The 17,042-nt window shown below is 58.4% G+C and carries 15 protein-coding genes; 9 read left to right on the top strand and 6 right to left on the bottom strand.

Annotated elements, in window-relative coordinates:
• Window positions 1-70: 70 nt before the first annotated feature.
• Window positions 71-889 (bottom strand): posphoenolpyruvate synthetase regulatory kinase/phosphorylase PpsR, encoded by an 819-nt coding sequence (gene ppsR / locus ACRER8_RS17370; RefSeq protein WP_404620951.1) that lies wholly within the window; start codon window positions 887-889, stop codon window positions 71-73.
• Window positions 890-1,085: 196 nt separating this feature from the next.
• Between ppsR and ppsA the strand changes: the two genes are divergently transcribed.
• The 8 genes from ppsA to ACRER8_RS17330 all read left to right on the top strand — a co-directional run bounded on the left by ppsA (window position 1,086) and on the right by ACRER8_RS17330 (window position 9,404).
• On the top strand, window positions 1,086-3,461 hold the full coding sequence (gene ppsA, locus ACRER8_RS17365; RefSeq protein ID WP_431747451.1) for a phosphoenolpyruvate synthase: 2,376 nt from the start codon (window positions 1,086-1,088) through the stop codon (window positions 3,459-3,461).
• Window positions 3,462-3,624: 163 nt separating this feature from the next.
• Window positions 3,625-4,617, top strand: a complete 993-nt coding sequence (locus ACRER8_RS17360) for an alpha/beta fold hydrolase (RefSeq protein ID WP_431747450.1) — start codon at window positions 3,625-3,627, stop codon at window positions 4,615-4,617.
• A gap of 254 nt (window positions 4,618-4,871) precedes the next feature.
• The gene (rraA, locus tag ACRER8_RS17355) at window positions 4,872-5,360 is read left to right on the top strand and encodes a ribonuclease E activity regulator RraA (RefSeq protein WP_431747449.1); all 489 of its coding nucleotides are present in this window, start codon (window positions 4,872-4,874) and stop codon (window positions 5,358-5,360) included.
• Window positions 5,361-5,410: 50 nt separating this feature from the next.
• Window positions 5,411-6,406, top strand: coding sequence for a zinc transporter ZntB (locus tag ACRER8_RS17350; RefSeq protein WP_431747448.1), 996 nt, complete (start codon window positions 5,411-5,413; stop codon window positions 6,404-6,406).
• Window positions 6,407-6,493: 87 nt separating this feature from the next.
• On the top strand, window positions 6,494-6,757 hold the full coding sequence (locus ACRER8_RS17345) for a CrfX protein (protein WP_431747447.1): 264 nt from the start codon (window positions 6,494-6,496) through the stop codon (window positions 6,755-6,757).
• Window positions 6,758-6,759: 2 nt separating this feature from the next.
• Window positions 6,760-7,584, top strand: a complete 825-nt coding sequence (locus ACRER8_RS17340) for a mechanosensitive ion channel family protein (RefSeq protein ID WP_431747446.1) — start codon at window positions 6,760-6,762, stop codon at window positions 7,582-7,584.
• An 88-nt stretch (window positions 7,585-7,672) separates the two neighbouring features.
• Complete coding sequence (sigX, locus tag ACRER8_RS17335) at window positions 7,673-8,263, top strand: RNA polymerase sigma factor SigX (RefSeq protein ID WP_431747445.1); 591 nt, start codon at window positions 7,673-7,675, stop codon at window positions 8,261-8,263.
• 106 nt (window positions 8,264-8,369) lie between these two features.
• Entirely contained in the window at window positions 8,370-9,404 is a 1,035-nt protein-coding gene (locus ACRER8_RS17330; protein WP_431747444.1) for an OmpA family protein, read from the top strand.
• Window positions 9,405-9,766: 362 nt separating this feature from the next.
• Here ACRER8_RS17330 and ACRER8_RS17325 read toward each other — a convergent pair whose 3' ends face one another.
• From ACRER8_RS17325 to ACRER8_RS17310, 4 genes are all read right to left on the bottom strand, one after another.
• Complete coding sequence (locus ACRER8_RS17325; RefSeq protein ID WP_431747443.1) at window positions 9,767-11,458, bottom strand: protein kinase domain-containing protein; 1,692 nt, start codon at window positions 11,456-11,458, stop codon at window positions 9,767-9,769.
• An 18-nt stretch (window positions 11,459-11,476) separates the two neighbouring features.
• Window positions 11,477-12,688, bottom strand: a complete 1,212-nt coding sequence (locus ACRER8_RS17320) for a nitrate/nitrite transporter (RefSeq protein WP_431747442.1) — start codon at window positions 12,686-12,688, stop codon at window positions 11,477-11,479.
• 390 nt (window positions 12,689-13,078) lie between these two features.
• The gene (locus ACRER8_RS17315; RefSeq protein ID WP_431747441.1) at window positions 13,079-13,654 is read right to left on the bottom strand and encodes an ANTAR domain-containing response regulator; all 576 of its coding nucleotides are present in this window, start codon (window positions 13,652-13,654) and stop codon (window positions 13,079-13,081) included.
• A gap of 16 nt (window positions 13,655-13,670) precedes the next feature.
• The gene (locus tag ACRER8_RS17310) at window positions 13,671-14,876 is read right to left on the bottom strand and encodes a CmpA/NrtA family ABC transporter substrate-binding protein (RefSeq protein WP_431747440.1); all 1,206 of its coding nucleotides are present in this window, start codon (window positions 14,874-14,876) and stop codon (window positions 13,671-13,673) included.
• A gap of 276 nt (window positions 14,877-15,152) precedes the next feature.
• Here ACRER8_RS17310 and ACRER8_RS17305 point away from each other — a divergent pair, with 276 nt between their 5' ends.
• Complete coding sequence (locus ACRER8_RS17305) at window positions 15,153-16,175, top strand: quinone-dependent dihydroorotate dehydrogenase (RefSeq protein ID WP_431747439.1); 1,023 nt, start codon at window positions 15,153-15,155, stop codon at window positions 16,173-16,175.
• Window positions 16,176-16,348: 173 nt separating this feature from the next.
• On the opposite strand, the gene rmf is transcribed toward ACRER8_RS17305, so the two are convergent.
• Window positions 16,349-16,564, bottom strand: a complete 216-nt coding sequence (gene rmf / locus ACRER8_RS17300; protein WP_010223328.1) for a ribosome modulation factor — start codon at window positions 16,562-16,564, stop codon at window positions 16,349-16,351.
• Between the last annotated feature and the right edge of the window lie 478 nt (window positions 16,565-17,042).

Here is a 17,042-nt window from a genome sequence, read left to right as displayed (position 1 = left end):
GTGTCAGGTGCCTCTGAAGTGCCTGATCTGACGCGTTCGCCAGCAAGCCGGCTCCTACAGCGGTGCGGCGCTATTTGAAGCGTCGCTCAACGCCTTTTTCCACCAGCACCTTCGCCGAGATTTCCTCGACCGAGAAATGCGTGGAGTTGATGTTGGGAATGTTCTCGCGGCGGAACAGGCTTTCCACTTCGCGCACTTCGAATTCGCACTGGGCGAAGCTCGAATAGCGGCTGTTGGGCTTACGCTCGTGGCGAATCGCGGTCAGGCGATCCGGGTCGATCGTCAGGCCGAACAGCTTGTTGCGGTGCTGCTTGAGCGCGGCTGGCAGTTGCAGGCGCTCCATGTCGTCTTCGGTCAGCGGATAGTTGGCGGCGCGAATGCCGAATTGCATGGCCATGTATAGACAGGTAGGCGTCTTCCCACAGCGGGAAACGCCTACCAGAATGATGTCGGCTTTGTCGTAATAGTGGGTCCGGGCGCCGTCGTCGTTGTCCAGCGCGAAGTTCACTGCCTCGATCCGCTCCATGTAATTGGAGTTGTGGCCGATGGAATGTGATTTGCCTACCGAGTAGGACGAGTGTGAACTAAGCTCCTGCTCAAGCGGGGCCAGGAAGGTCGAAAAGATGTCGATCATGAACCCGTCGGACGTCGCCAGAATCTCGCGGATGTCCTGATTGACGATGGTGTCGAAGATGATCGGGCGTACCTCGTCTTTCTCGGCAGCCTTGTTGATTTGCTGAACCATGGCCCGTGCTTTCTCGACACTGTCGATGTAGGGCCTCGTGAACTTGTTGAATGTTATGTTTTCAAACTGCGCTAACAGGCTCTGGCCAAGGGTTTCGGCAGTGATGCCGGTGCCGTCGGAGATAAAGAAAGCGGATCGTTTCATTTGCGCCTTGGGCCTTAAGCTGGTGACGATTCTTGGATATCATAGGCTCGCATGCGGGCCTGGACTGGCCGCATTCTAACGAGTTTTACGAGTCAGACTTCAAGATCCAGACCACAAGCGCGCAGGATCCGTTTTTTCCTGTGGTTCCAGCGCCAATGTTTTTCCCAACAATAAACCGGTTAGTGGAGAGATCACCTTGGTAGAGTACGTAGTTTCCCTCGATAAGCTCGGCAAACATGATGTTGAGCACGTGGGGGGCAAGAACGCATCCCTCGGCGAGATGATCAGCAACCTGGCGGGCGCAGGCGTTTCCGTCCCAGGCGGCTTCGCCACTACAGCTCAGGCCTATCGTGATTTTCTTGAGCAGAGTGGTCTGAACGATCAGATTCACCAGGCTCTCGATGCTCTGGACGTCGACGACGTCAGCGCGCTGGCGAAAACCGGTGCGCAGATTCGTCAGTGGATCATGGAGGCCGAATTCCCCGAGAAGCTCAACGCCGAAATCCGCACTGCCTTCGCCGAACTCTCGGCGGGCAATCCGGACATCGCCGTTGCCGTGCGTTCTTCGGCCACCGCCGAAGACCTGCCTGACGCATCCTTTGCCGGTCAGCAGGAAACCTTCCTCAATATTCGCGGCGTCGACAACGTGATCCGCGCGGCGAAGGAAGTGTTCGCCTCGCTGTTCAACGACCGCGCCATTTCCTACCGCGTGCACCAGGGCTTCGATCACAAGCTGGTGGCATTGTCCGCTGGCGTGCAGCGCATGGTGCGTTCCGAAACCGGCACGGCGGGGGTGATGTTCACCCTGGACACCGAATCCGGTTTCCGTGACGTGGTGTTCATCACCGGCGCTTACGGCCTGGGTGAAACCGTCGTACAAGGCGCGGTCAACCCGGACGAGTTCTACGTTCACAAGAACACCCATGAAGCTGGTCGCCCGGCGATCCTGCGCCGCAACCTGGGCAGCAAGGCAATCAAGATGATCTACGGCGAGGAGGCCAAGGCTGGTAAATCGGTCAAGGTCATAGACGTCGACGCCGCCGATCGCGCGCGTTTCTGCCTGAGCGACGAAGAAGTCAGCAACCTGGCACGCCAGGCGATGATCATCGAAAAGCACTACCAGTGCCCGATGGACATCGAATGGGCCAAGGACGGTGACGACGGCCAGCTCTACATTGTTCAGGCTCGTCCTGAAACCGTGAAGAGCCGTACTTCGGCCAATGTCATGGAACGCTACCTGCTCAAAGAGAAAGGCACCGTACTGGCCGAAGGTCGCGCCATCGGTCAGCGCATCGGTGCTGGCAAGGTGCGGATCATCAAGGATGTGTCCGAGATGGACAAGGTCCAGGCCGGTGACGTGCTGGTCTCTGACATGACCGATCCGGATTGGGAACCGGTCATGAAGCGCGCCAGTGCCATCGTCACCAATCGCGGCGGCCGTACCTGCCATGCGGCGATCATCGCCCGTGAGCTGGGTATTCCTGCTGTTGTCGGTTGCGGCAACGCCACCGAGCTGCTCAAGGACGGCCAAGGCGTTACCGTTTCCTGTGCCGAGGGCGACACCGGCTACATCTTCGAAGGCGAGCTGGGCTTCGACATCAAGCAAAACTCCGTCGATGCCATGCCGGAACTGCCGTTCAAGATCATGATGAACGTCGGCAACCCTGATCGCGCATTCGATTTCGCCCAGCTGCCCAACGCTGGTATCGGCCTGGCGCGCCTGGAATTCATCATCAACCGTATGATCGGCGTGCACCCCAAGGCACTGCTGAACTACCCGAATCTGCCGCTGGACATCAAGGAAAGCGTCGACAAGCGCATCGCCGGTTACGACGATCCGGTCGGTTTCTATGTCGAGAAGCTGGTGGAAGGCATCAGTACGCTGGCCGCGGCGTTCTCGCCGAAGAAGGTCATCGTGCGGTTGTCGGACTTCAAGTCGAACGAGTACGCCAACCTGATCGGCGGCAAGCTGTACGAACCGGAAGAAGAAAACCCGATGCTGGGCTTCCGCGGCGCTTCGCGTTACATCAGCGAAAACTTCCGCGACTGCTTCGAGCTCGAATGCCGTGCGCTCAAACGTGTGCGCAACGAGATGGGTCTGACCAATGTCGAGATCATGGTGCCGTTCGTACGCACGCTGGGCGAAGCCAGTCAGGTGGTCGAACTGCTGGCTGAAAACGGTCTGGCTCGCGGCGAAAACGGCTTGCGCGTGATCATGATGTGCGAGCTGCCGTCCAACGCCTTGCTGGCCGATGAATTCCTCGAGTTCTTCGACGGCTTCTCCATCGGCTCCAACGACCTGACTCAGCTGACACTGGGTCTGGATCGCGACTCCGGAATCATTGCGCATCTGTTCGACGAGCGTAACCCTGCGGTCAAGAAGCTGCTGTCCAATGCCATTCAAGCCTGTAACAAGGCTGGCAAGTACATCGGCATCTGCGGTCAGGGCCCTTCCGATCACCCGGATCTGGCGCGCTGGCTGATGGAGCAGGGCATTGAAAGTGTTTCGCTGAACCCTGATTCGGTACTGGAGACCTGGTTCTTCCTGTCTGAAGAAGACGCTCCAAAATGATGTAAGATGCGGACCCGTTTCGGCGGGTCGGTCTCCTGAAAAGGGCGGTCTTTTAGATTCCGCCCTTTTTTTGCGACTTTTTCGTCTGCAAGATTCAGCGCCGTGACAGCCACGCCGTGCTATCTCTGGCAATGCGCCATTTTTCGAGTCAAGCAAGAGCAATATGCAAAGCAGCAGTCATCTATTTCCCGTGGCCCTGATCAGCGCCGAGCGGCGTGGCGATCTGATCGAGGATGTGTACCGTCTCAAACCGGGCAACAGCCTGGACTTCACCGTCGAGCTGGCCGTGACCCGACTGGGTCTGGTGGCAACTCCCGATGCGCGCGGCGTCCCGGTGATCCTGCTGCACGGCAGCTTTTCCAATCGGCGTTTCTGGTATTCCCCGAAAGGCATCGGTCTGGGCGCTTATCTGGCGCGCGCCGGGTTCGACGTATGGATTGCGGAAATGCGTGGGCATGGTCTTTCGGCACGCAACGAAAGCTATCGGCACAACCGCGTGGCCGATTACGCACGTTACGATTTGCCGGCCATTGCCGCTTTCGTTGCCGAGCAGAGTGGGCAGACGCCGCACTGGATCGGCCATTCCCTGGGCGGCACGACCTTGGCTGCAGCTTTGGGTGGGCATCACCTCGACGCCACTCGGGCCGCTTCGGTGGCGCTGTTCGGCAGTCAGGTCACCCGCAGCCATTGGCCGCTCAAGGTCCCGCCATTGACGTGGAGCATACGTCTGCTCCTCAAGCGTTTCGAGCATCTGTCCGGCCCCCGCTTCAAGCGCGGTCCTGAAGATGAGCCGATGGGCATCATTCTGGAAAGCATGCGCTGGCACGGGCTGTTCGGCCGCTTCGGTGACGACAAGGAGGACTGGTGGTCGGGGCTGAGAACCGTGGATGTGCCGACCCTCTGCGTGGCAGCGGTTGGCGACCATCAGGATCCCGAGTGGGCATGCCGTGAGTTGTTCGAGCAGTTCGGCTCTCGGGACAAGGAGTTTCTCAGTCTGGGCCGCGAGCATGATTTCAGCGAAGACTTCGGCCATGTGCAGATGCTGGTCAGCAAGGCAGCCCAGACGCAGGTCTGGCCTCGCGTGGCAGATTGGCTGAATCGCCGAATTGCTGCTGTACCGCCTGAATCAACGCTGAACATGTTGGCAACTTCCTGATCCCTAAACCCGGCAAGCATTCCTATGTCCGCCATCGGGCGCTAAGCTACATCCGACTGTGAGAACGGTTGGCGGTCCGGTACGGAGCTGTTAGGGGTACAGCACTCGTCGGTCAGGTTTTTGTTCTATATAAAGGAAGCATTGTGCTGCTCGGCGCGGTCAGAAATGCGTGCCATCGGGATCAGCAGCAAGCCGATTCATTCCTTTAAACGTTGCTTTCACCGACAGATGCCTTCACAGACAGGAGCACCCCCATGCACTACATCACTCCGGATTTGTGCGATGCCTACCCTGAGCTGATTCAGGTGGTCGAGCCCATGTTCAGCAATTTTGGTGGCCGCGATTCCTTCGGGGGGCAGATCGTCACCCTCAAGTGCTTCGAAGACAATTCGCTGGTGCGGGAACAAGTTGAACAGAATGGTAAGGGTAAAGTTCTGGTTGTCGACGGTGGTGGCTCGCTGCGCCGCGCGCTGTTGGGGGATTTGCTGGCCGGGAAGGCCGCGAAGAATGGCTGGGAAGGCATGGTCATCTACGGATGCGTGCGTGATGTCGATGTCCTGGCGCAGACCGATCTCGGTGTGCAAGCATTGGCCAGCCACCCGCTCAAAACCGACAAACGCGGTCTGGGCGATCTCAACGTGGTGGTGAGTTTCGGCGGCGTGACATTCCGCCCCGATGAATACGTGTATGCCGACAACAACGGCATCATTGTCTCGCCAAGCCCTTTGAAAATGCCTGACTGATCGGCTGCTCCCTTAGTCTTGTCAAGACAGCAAGGACATCAAGGACTCGAATGTTCGACGAAAAAAACGCGCAGTCCGGGCTGGTACACGCCCTGGTGTTGGACGGTAAAGGTGGGGCGCGTTCAATAGCTCGAACCGACCTGGATAGCCTGCAGTTGGAGTCGCACGAAAGCGTGTGGCTTCACTGGGATCGCAGTCATCCACAGACTCAGATGTGGTTGCGCCACTCCAGCGGCCTCAATGAGTTCGTCTGCGACTTGATGCTTGAAGAAAATACCCGGCCACGGCTGTTGCCGCTGCCGGATCACCAACTGCTGCTGTTTTTGCGCGGCGTGAACCTGAATCCGGGCGCCGAGCCGGAAGACATGGTCTCGGTGCGAATCTTCGCTGCGGCCCAGCGAGTAATTTCCCTGCGCCTGCGCTCCCTGCGCGCCACCGAAGAACTGATCGATCTGTTCAAGGCGAACAAGGGGCCGAAGACCGCATCCGAACTACTGGTTTATCTGGCGCAGTTGCTGACCGACAAGGTACAGGCGGTGGTCAGCGAGTTGACCGAACTGGTCGATGACATGGAAGAACGAATAGATGCCGACGAGCGGTATATGCCCGAACACGGCAACATGGTGCATATCCGCAGAAGGGCGGCAGGCATGCGTCGGTTCCTCGCGCCGCAACGAGAAATCTACGGGCAGTTGACCCGCAGCAAGATGCCCTGGTTCGTCGAGGACGATGCTGACTACTGGAACGAGTTGAACAACAGTCTGACGCGTTATCTAGAGGAACTGGAATTGACCCGCGAGCGCGTGGGGCTGGTGCTGGAGGCCGAAGATAGACGCCTCAGCGAAAGGATGAACCGGACCATGTACCGCTTCGGCATCGTCACCGGTATCTTCCTGCCAATGAGCTTTCTGACCGGCCTACTTGGCATCAATGTCGGGGGCATACCGGGGGCCGACAATCCGCACGGTTTTTTGCTGGCGTGCGGTTTGATGGTCGTCGTTGCGTTGGGGCAGATGTGGTTGTTCAAGCGTCTGCGATGGGTCTGACAAGGTAAAAAAACGCCTCGATCAGCGTTCGGTTTGTGACTCATGCAAAATTGCCTGCGTCTTCCAGTGACATTACGTGAGGTGCCCATGCACGACCCGTTTGAAGAATCACTGCGAGATATGCTCAATTCTTCGTCCTCCAGCCGGGACGACGACGCAGTTCTGGGCCGCGTCTTGAAGACCGCGAACCGCCAGGTCGGTGCGGGCGACTTGTTCGGTCTTCTCGGCCGCTGCACCCAGGCATTGATGATCGCCGTGAACAACGGCTCGGCTCACGTTTCACCTGTTTCCCGTCGCAAGGCGACGAATGCCGGTACCACTTTTTCCGGTGCTCAAGACAAGGCTGACTGAATATGGAATTGGATCTCTGGACACAGAGCCTGGTCACCGCAATGACTGCGTTGTGGACCAAAGTCGCGAACTTCATCCCGAATCTGTTCGGCGCTCTGGTGGTTGTTCTTCTGGGTTTCGTGGTTGCCAAACTGCTCGATACCTTGTTGTCCAAGCTGCTGGCAAAACTGGGTCTGGATCGCCTCATGGGTGGCACCGGCCTGACCAAACTGATCAGTCGCGCCGGCGTTCAGGTGCCGATTTCGACCCTGATCGGAAAGATCGTGTATTGGTTTGTACTTTTGATTTTCCTGGTGTCGGCCGCAGAATCCCTCGGCCTGGAGCGGGTCTCGGCGACACTGGACATGTTGGCGCTGTATTTGCCGAAGGTGTTCGGCGCGGCGCTGGTGCTGCTGGTGGGTGTCTTGCTGGCGCAACTGGTCAACGGCATCGTCCGTGGCGCGGCTGAAGGCGTTGGCCTGGATTACTCGGCAGGGCTTGGGCGCATCGCTCAGTGGCTGGTCATTATCATCAGTATTTCGGTGGCCATCAGCCAGTTGGAGGTGAAAACTGACCTGCTGAACCATGTCATTGTGATCGGATTGATTACCGTTGGTCTGGCCGTTGCGCTGGCCATGGGACTGGGAAGTCGCGAAATCGCGAGCCAGATCCTGGCAGGAATTTATGTTCGGGAGTTGTACCAGGTAGGGCAACAAGTGCGTGTTGGAGAGGTCGAAGGGCAGATCGAAGAGATTGGCACGGTGAAAACCACCCTGCTGACCGATGAAGGTGACTTGGTGTCGTTGTCGAACCGGATCCTTCTCGAGCAGCGAGTGAGCAGCCGCTGAACCGGCAAATCTGCTAATGTATGCCGCCGCAAAATCCCGGATATCTGGGCTGTGGCGGACATTTACCTGACTGTCGGCACGACCTGTTTTGAATAAACCCCAACCGTTCTCACTGCGTTACGACCCCCGCGAGCTCTCCGATGAGGAGTTGGTTGCGCGCTCGCATGCCGAGTTGTTTCATGTGACTCGTGCCTACGAAGAGCTGATGCGTCGCTACCAGCGGACACTTTTTAATGTCTGCGCACGCTATTTAGGGAACGATCGCGATGCTGACGATGTCTGTCAGGAGGTGATGCTTAAGGTGTTGTATGGATTGAAAAATTTCGAGGGAAAATCGAAATTCAAAACCTGGCTCTACAGCATCACCTATAACGAATGTATTACGCAGTACAGAAAGGAGCGTCGCAAGCGTCGGTTGATGGATGCTTTGAGTCTCGACCCACTCGAGGAAGCGTCTGAAGACAAGACGCCAAAACCAGAAGAAAAGGGCGGACTCGATCGTTGGCTGGTGCATGTGAACCCGATCGACAGGGAAATTCTGGTGCTTCGATTTGTCGCAGAGCTGGAATTTCAGGAGATCGCAGACATAATGCATATGGGCCTGAGTGCGACGAAAATGCGGTACAAGCGGGCACTTGATAAATTACGTGAGAAATTTGCAGGCATCACCGAAACTTAACTCGGAGCAAATATCTCTAACGGGCAGGCAAGTTCTGATAGACTTGCCGATGAGTTGTCCCTCGATAAGGGGACTGCTTTACAATCACCAGATGGGGATTTAACGGATGAAACTGAAAAACACCTTGGGCTTGGCCATTGGTACTATTGTTGCCGCAACTTCGTTCGGCGCTCTGGCACAAGGCCAAGGCGCAGTCGAAATCGAAGGCTTCGCCAAGAAAGAACAGTTCGACAGCGCTCGTAATTTCAAAAATGACGGCAACCTGTTCGGCGGTTCTGTTGGCTACTTCCTGACCGACGACGTTGAATTGCGTCTGGGCTACGACGAAGTGCACAACGTTCGCAGCGACGACGGCAAGAACATCAAGGGCGCTAACACCGCTCTGGACGCTCTGTACCACTTCAACAACCCGGGCGACATGCTGCGTCCGTACGTCTCGGCTGGTTTCTCCGATCAGAGCATCGGTCAGAATGGCAGCGGCGGTCGTAACCGTTCCACCTTCGCCAACATCGGCGGTGGTGCCAAGCTGTACTTCACCGATAACTTCTACGCCCGTGCCGGCGTTGAAGCTCAGTACAACATCGACCAAGGCGACACCGAGTGGGCTCCTAGCGTCGGTATCGGCGTAAACTTCGGTGGCGGTTCGAAGAAAGTTGAAGCAGCACCAGCTCCAGTAGCTGAAGTGTGCTCCGACAGCGACAACGACGGCGTTTGCGACAACGTCGACAAGTGCCCAGATACCCCGGCCAACGTTACCGTTGATGCCAACGGTTGCCCGGCTGTTGCTGAAGTCGTACGTGTTGAGCTGGACGTGAAATTCGACTTCGACAAGTCGGTCGTCAAGCCAAACAGCTACGGTGACATCAAAAACCTGGCTGACTTCATGAAGCAATACCCACAAACCACCACCACTGTTGAAGGTCACACTGACTCCGTCGGTCCTGACGCTTACAACCAGAAACTGTCCGAGCGTCGTGCAAACGCCGTTAAACAAGTTCTGGTTAACCAGTACGGTGTTGGTGCTGACCGCGTGAACTCGGTTGGCTACGGCGAAACTCGTCCAGTTGCTGACAACGCAACTGACGCTGGCCGCGCTGTAAACCGTCGCGTAGAAGCACAAGTCGAAGCTCAAGCTAAGTAATTAGCCCGCGCTTTGCAGAAAAACCCGGCCTCGGCCGGGTTTTTCTTTTTCTGCCTTTTGATAAATCTTGCGTAAGGTAGCGATCGTGTATCCGTTCTGATACCGAGTAATTGGGTTGGAACTGGCAATTTAATATCTTAAATTATTCGCACACTTTTATAGGTCTTTATCCGAAGCGATAGGACCAACTGCAATACCACACCCCCCACGCATCCGATCATTCTGCAAGTTGACGAACTATTCGTCGTCCAGCGATGCCCCACCGCCCTTCATCGACGCCGCAATCGACAGATTCGAATCTGGCAGGCTAACGCTGTCCGTTGAGTGCTATTGAACGGCATGTCAGCGCTGGCTGAGGGATATCAGTGCCTGAGCAGCCAGATCCACAGCAGTAGGTTCAGCAGCAACGACATGAGCGCGATTGCTCGCCATACCTTCATGGGCTCACGCTCCAGCAACGGTCTGGGTCGGGCGTTTGCGGTGCCCAGTTCGCCCTGTCGCAGTTGCAGCAGCCACTGCTCGGCAGTTTCGAAGCGTCTGGCAGGATCGGCCTGCAGGGCCTTTTCCAAATGCCGATCAAGCCACTCGGGCGTATCAGGGCGATAGCGACTGGCGGGGACGGGATTAGCGAAACGGCGGTGTTGAAAGGCTTCTATCTCGCCGTAGGGGTAATGCCCCGTTAGCAGGAAGTACAGGGTAACGCTGGCAGCGTACAAATCCAGCGCCGGGGCTGGCTCCGCGCCTGCGAAGGCTTCCGGCGCGATGAAACTCGGTGTCCCCGGCACCTCGCCTGGTGCGTCGGCTGACAGTCCTGGGCAGAATGCCAGGCCGAAATCCAGCACATGCAAATCGCCCTTGTCATCAATGAGCAGGTTTTCCGGCTTGATGTCTCGATGCACGATATTGCGGCGGTGCAGCAAACCGATGGCTGCCAGTAAGTCACGCGCCAGGTCGAACCAGCGCGACAACTCCATCGGCCCTTGCTGCGCAAAAATCTGCGCAAGGGTCTGTCCCGGATATTCACGCATGACGTAATACAGGTGCTGACGATCCGGCAGCGGGTGAATCTCGGGAAAGAAACGCCCGGCCACGCGGCGCAGAAACCACTCTTCCAGCAACAGCGCCTGCCCGGCACCGGTTTCTTCCTGTCGTGCGTGGGGTAAGGTTTTCAGCAGCCAGCGGCGTTGCTGCGAGTCTTGTACGCGGTACAGCGTTGACTGCCGGGAGTCGCTCTGAAGGTCTTCGATATGCCAGCCCTCAAACCACTGCCCAGCCTTAAGCATAGGAGGCAAGGGCCACTGCTGCAGTTGAAAGAGCGTGTCGCCCAACGTGTCGGCGCCCAGCTGGTCCACCTGGATCAGCAGGGCGGTGGCGTTGTCCTGACTGCCTGCCAGATGCGCGGCATTCACCAGTGTACGCACTGCGTCGTCGAGGTCTTCTTGCTCATCCAGAATCGAACGAATACGGCTATCACCGAGCGTCGCCCATACCCCGTCGCTGACCAGCAACAGGCGCTCACCTTGACGCAGCTCGCCGTCGAGATAGTCCATGACCAGGTACTGATCCAGACCCAGCGCGCGCTTGAGCACATGTTGCATGTCCGGCTGCTCCCAGACGTGGTCGTCACTGACGCGTTGCAGCGTTCCGTCTAGCCACCGATAGGCCCGACAGTCGCCGACATGGGCGAGGGTGAAACGACGCCCACGCAGGACGATGGCACTGAGGGTGGTCAGCAGTCCATTGGCTTGCAGCCAGCGATTATGTGCCACCAGCAGGCGATCAAGCGCTTGCGCCACGCCCCAGGTCTCGGGCGTTGAATAGTAATCCAGCGCCAGGGCCTGAAGCGTCGAACGGGAGGCCAGACCGCCATCGACGCATTGACTGACGCCGTCGGCCAGGGCGAACAAATAGCCTTTGCTCGCCGCCAGTGGCGGAGCGGGAGTGACCAGGCGCGTGGCGTCCTGATTTTCGGTCCGGGGCCCGCTGGCGCTGAACTCGGCGAAACGCAATTGCAGCCCCGCGTTTGCCGGTTTGACTGTCAGGGGCTGATTCATCGCCACGCTCCCGGGTAATCAGACACGCGCGGCAGTAACCGCGGCCGAGCCCCAAGTGGTTCTCCAGCGGCGCTTGACGTTCATCAGGCCGAACCAGGCAAGCACACCAAGCAGCGCAAACAGCCACAGACCCAGCTGATAGTCGCCAGTGTTCTGTTTGATCGCCCCGAGACCTGCCGCCAGAAGAAAACCGCCTATGCCACCGGCCATGCCGATCAGCCCGGTCATTACTCCGATTTCCTTGCGAAAACGTTGCGGCACCAGTTGAAACACTGCGCCGTTGCCGGCACCAAGGCCGAGCATGGCGGCGACGAACAACGCCAGCGCAGCCCACGAGTTTGGTAGGTTGAAGCCCACGGCGGCGATGCAGATGGCGGCCACTGCGTACATGCCCGACAGTGTCCTGATACCGCCGAAGCGGTCAGCCAGCGCTCCACCCAGAGGGCGCATCATGCTGCCGCCGAATACGCAGGCCGCGGTGTAATAACCCGCGGTCACCGGGCTCAGACCGTACTGGTCATTGAAGTAGCCCGGCAGTGCGCTAGCCAGGCCGATGAAGCCGCCGAACGTGACGCTGTAGAAGAACATGAACCACCAGCTGTCGCGATCGCCCAGCGCCTTGAAGTAATCACCCATGGACTTGGGTTGTGGACGCTCGGGTGCGTTGCGGGCCATCAGCCAGAAGGCGATCAGAGTCAGTACCAGTGGCAGCGCGGCGAAGCCGAACACATTGCTCCAGCCGAAGCTCGCGGCAAGCACCGGAGCGATCAGTGCGGCGAATACGGTGCCCGAGTTGCCAGCGCCGGCAATGCCCATGGCTTTGCCCTGATGCTGCGGTGGGTACCATTGCGAGGCCAGCGGCAGGGCGACGGCGAAGGACGCACCCGCCATGCCGAGGAACACGCCCAGCAGCAGAGCCTGCTCATAGCTGTGAATACCCAGCTGCCAGGCGCACAACAGGGCGCCGATGACGATCACTTGGCCGATGATGCCTGCGGTTTTGGGTGACAGTTGATCGGCCAGCATACCCATCAGAAAGCGCAGGAACGCACCGGCCAGAATCGGCGTGGCAACCACCAGCCCACGTTGCTGGGTGGTCAGGTGCAGGTCGGCGGCAATCTGTACGGCCAGCGGCCCCAGCAGGTACCAGACCATGAAGCTCAGGTCGAAATAGAGGAACGCTGCGAACAACGTGGGTTTATGGCCCGCCTTCCAGAAACTTGTATTCATCTGACACCTCATCTGCAGAAAATCATCACCGGTGCGAATGCGGCCTGCACCGTTGCGGTTAGGTCTTGGGAGGTGAGGCACCACGGCGGTGCTCCACCCGGCCCGTTTTTCGCGGGTCCAAAACGAAAAAACGTCGCAACCCTATTCGCGCCTGGGCGAAGGGTGTGCGACGTCTTTGTCGTAAGTGGGGCAACCGCCGTTGGCTACCTGTTTGACTGATCAAGCAAGGAGTGGGCCAGATCCATTGATGTCGAGTCCTGCAAAACATGCAGGGGGGGTGGGATTCGGTACTGCAGCGTCGGCTCTGGCGTTGTTCACCAGCAAAGCCGCCCCATACAAGGGGCGCGGTAAACATCAATATCGCTTACGGCGCTGACCGAACGCAGGTGCTTACCCCAACAACTCGCTCATCGCAATGATCTGCTCGGCGACCTGAATCAGCTTCTGCTGCCGACTCATTGCCTGCCTGCGCATAAGGGTGTAGGCCTCTTCCTCATTGCACTGCTTCATCTTCATCAGCAGGCCCTTGGCGGTCTCGATGCGTTTGCGCTCGGCCAGTTGCTGATCGCGAGCATGAAGCTGGGCGCGCAGATCCTGATCGCTTTCGAAACGGGCCATGGCCACGTCGAGGATCGGCTGCAAACGCTGGGCGTGAATGCCTTCGACGATATAGGCGCTGACCCCGGATTTGATCGCACGACGCATGACGTCCGGGTCGTGTTCATCGGTGAACATCACGATCGGACGTGGCAGATCGCGAGTCACCAGCACCACCTGTTCCATCACATCGCGGCCTGGCGATTCGGTGTCGATCAGGATCACGTCCGGGCGTACAGCCTGTACGCGCTCAGGCAGGTCGATGATCAAACCTGATTCGTCGATGACCTCGAAACCCGCTTCACTGAGTGCGGCCTTCAATCGCCCGACTTTCTTTGGTGTGTCATTGATCAGCAGGATTCGCAGCATGTTCGCGTCTCCTTTATCAGTGGTCAGTGACGGGCGCGGTATCGGCCAGTGCGTGGAGTTTGAAGCTGCGGGCGTAGCCTGCCGGGTCACTGCCATCCCAGATTTTGCCGTCGATCAACTGGCTGCTGCGCATCGGGGAGGGCGGGACGCTGATAGCCAATGCCTCGGCGGCCTCGCGATAGAGATCCAGCTGCTGAACCTGGCGGGCGACGCCCAGATAATCCGGGTCTTCACGCAGCAGGCCCCAGCGGCGGAACTGGGTCATGAACCACATGCCGTCGGACAGATAAGGCATGTTTACCTCGCCTTTGCGATGAAAACTCACGGCGTGATGATCCTGCCAGTGGTTGCCCAAGCCATCGGAATATTCCCCGAGCAGACGCGCCTCGATGTCTTCGACGGGGGCGTTGACGTATTCGCTGCCACTGAGCATCTGCGCGGCGCTGCGGCGATTGTCCAGGCTTTCTTCAATGAAACGACTGGCCTCCAGCACCGCCATGACCAACGCCCGCGCGGTGTTGGGGTATTGCTGGACGAATTCCAGGCTGCAGCCGAGCACTTTTTCCGGATGATCCGGCCAGATGGCCTGGGTTGTTGCCAGGGTGAATCCAAGATTCTGGCTGACGGCGCGGGCGCCCCAGGGTTCACCCACGCAAAAACCATCGATGCGCCCGGCCTTGAGATGCTCGACCATCTGCGGTGGCGGCACGACCACGCTTTCGACATCCAGAAGAGGGTGAATGCCTTGACTGGCAAGCCAGTAATACAACCACAGCGCATGGTTGCCGGTGGGCAGTGTCTGGGCGAAGGTCAGTTTTGTCCCGCTTTGGTGCGTGCGCCGATCCAGCGCTCCAGGAGTGATCACCCCGGCGCTCTGTAGCGCCGCTGAGAGATTGATGCTCTGGCCGTTCTGATTGAGCCCCATGAGCACGGCCATATCTTTGGCCTGACCGCCAATTCCCAGATGTGCGGCATAGACCAGGCCATAAAGGCTGTGCGCGGCGTGCAGTTCGCCATTGACCAGCTTGTCACGCAGGCTGGCCCAGGAATGCTGGCGATGCAGATTAATGTTCAGGCCGTAAGGCTGAGCGAAACCCTGGGTAGCGGCGACGATCAGCGAGGCACTGTCGGTGAGGGCCATGAAGCCAGCGTCGATGCTGTTCAGTTCTGGCGCGTCGCTGCCGTTGACCCAGGCGAGCGGCGAGTTGAGCATGTCATTCATGGGTTTCGTTTCCGCTTGAAGGTGGCGGGTGGGTGATGGCCTGCCGGCCTTCCATAAAAAAACGTCGCACCGCCCGGGCCAGGGCCGGGACGGTAGCGACGTCATTGTCCGATTCCCGATCCGCCGTTGGATCGCGATCTTTGCAGACTCTCAAGCAAGCCATATGCCAGCGGTCTGTCGGGCGCCGGGCGAAGTTTGCGACATGCCTCGCGCTCGACCCGCGTGCCCGTCTATAATCCGCCGCTGACTTCAGCCGCAAACGAGCCGCGCCCGCCCATGTATAACCTGGCCCGCCAGTTACTGTTCAAACTCTCCCCGGAAACCTCCCACGATCTGTCTATTGACCTGATCGGCGCAGGCGGACGACTGGGACTCAATGGCCTGTTCAACAAGGCGCCCGCGCGGCTGCCTGTGACGGTCATGGGCTTGCAGTTTCCCAACCCGGTGGGCCTTGCTGCCGGCCTGGACAAGAACGGCGCGGCCATCGACGGGTTTGCCCAGCTTGGCTTCGGCTTCGTTGAAATCGGCACCGTGACCCCTCGTCCACAGCCAGGCAATCCAAAACCACGGATTTTTCGCCTGCCTCACGCCGAAGCCGTCATCAACCGCATGGGCTTCAACAACTTGGGCGTCGACCACCTGGTCAGTCGCGTACAGGCGGCCAAGTACAACGGCGTGCTCGGTATCAATATCGGCAAGAATGTCGACACGCCGGTCGAGCGCGCCGTCGACGACTACCTGATCTGCCTGGACAAGGTGTACGCCCACGCCAGCTACATCACCGTCAACGTCAGTTCGCCGAACACGCCCGGGCTGCGCAGTTTGCAATTTGGTGATTCGCTCAAGCAGTTGCTCGAAGCCCTGCGTGTGCGTCAGGAGGCGCTGACCCTGACCCATGGCAAGCGTGTCCCGCTGGCAATCAAGATCGCACCGGACATGAGCGATGAAGAAACCGTACTGGTGGCCAGTGCGCTGCTGGAATCGGGAATGGACGCAGTGATCGCGACCAACACGACCCTCAGCCGTCAAGGCGTCGAAGGTCTGCCCCATGCCGATGAGGCGGGTGGTCTGTCGGGTGCGCCGGTGCGCGAGAAGAGTACCCACATCGTCAAGGTACTGGCCGGTGAGCTGGGCGGGAAACTGCCGATCATCGCTGCGGGGGGCATCACCGAGGGCAAGCACGCGGCCGAGAAGATCGCTGCGGGTGCGAGTCTGGTGCAGGTCTATTCGGGCTTCATTTATAAGGGGCCGGCGCTGATCCGTGAAGCGGTGGACGCCATTGCTGCCATGCCTCGCTGAAACGAGGCGGTAAAATGCCTCGGGCAAAAAGAGGGGTTCCGTAATGGAACCCCTCTTGGGCTTTTGGCCCGCCGCCCGGGTGGGGCGTGCATGTTTAGGTGTTTACGACGCAGATTGTCGATTCTTTCGAAGAAATCTTATTGAGTCGGAATGTACCTTTGATAATTTGAGTGTCAGCCGACTGCGTGAAGTTCGTTGAGCCTGTGTATACCCGCAGTGCCGGTCATACCGTCCCAGTTGTCGCCGCGTCCTTCCCGCCAGCCATTGATCCAGGCTTGGCGCACCGACGGTAGAGTAAATGGGCAAAGCTCACGGGATTTACCAGTTACGCCGTATTGATATCCGCGCGAAAATGCTCTTTCCAACGGATCACGCTTAAGTCTTCTCATAGGGTGTTGCCCTCGTTTGTTGACTGTTTGTCCCTGGAGACCTCATGTCGAGGCCGGGCAGAAATCTTCTGCCTTTGAATGCCCGCTGCCGGCGTCGCGAGCGCTGATGCCATCGTCGTTGCGACGACGGCCTGAGGTGATTTCTAACCAATGCACCGGGCGCTGTGAATGACCGTTTTGTCATAAGAACGTAATTGTTGAGGCATTAAGACCATAAGGGTCGCCGCATTTCGCGTACGTTTTTTTTACGAGGCGCCCTGATACGTGGGTCTTCATGAATTTTGCGAGTCGTTCTCAAGTAACGCTGATGGCTGTTTGACGTCAGATTTAAAACGACGAAGGGTCAGTCATGTGACTTTTTATTACTGCCGTCGTCGGGCTGAATACCGGTTTTTTAATATCAAAACGTTGGCCGGATTTTTCCGGCGGGCATAACTGCCGCATTCGAAATACATCGTTGCGGCGGACCGGCACAACT

The organism is Pseudomonas sp. (assembly GCF_050739935.1).
Taxonomy (GTDB): Bacteria; Pseudomonadota; Gammaproteobacteria; order Pseudomonadales; family Pseudomonadaceae; genus Aquipseudomonas.
Note: the sequence above shows the minus strand (reverse complement) of the source record. Positions and strands in the feature narration are given on the sequence as shown.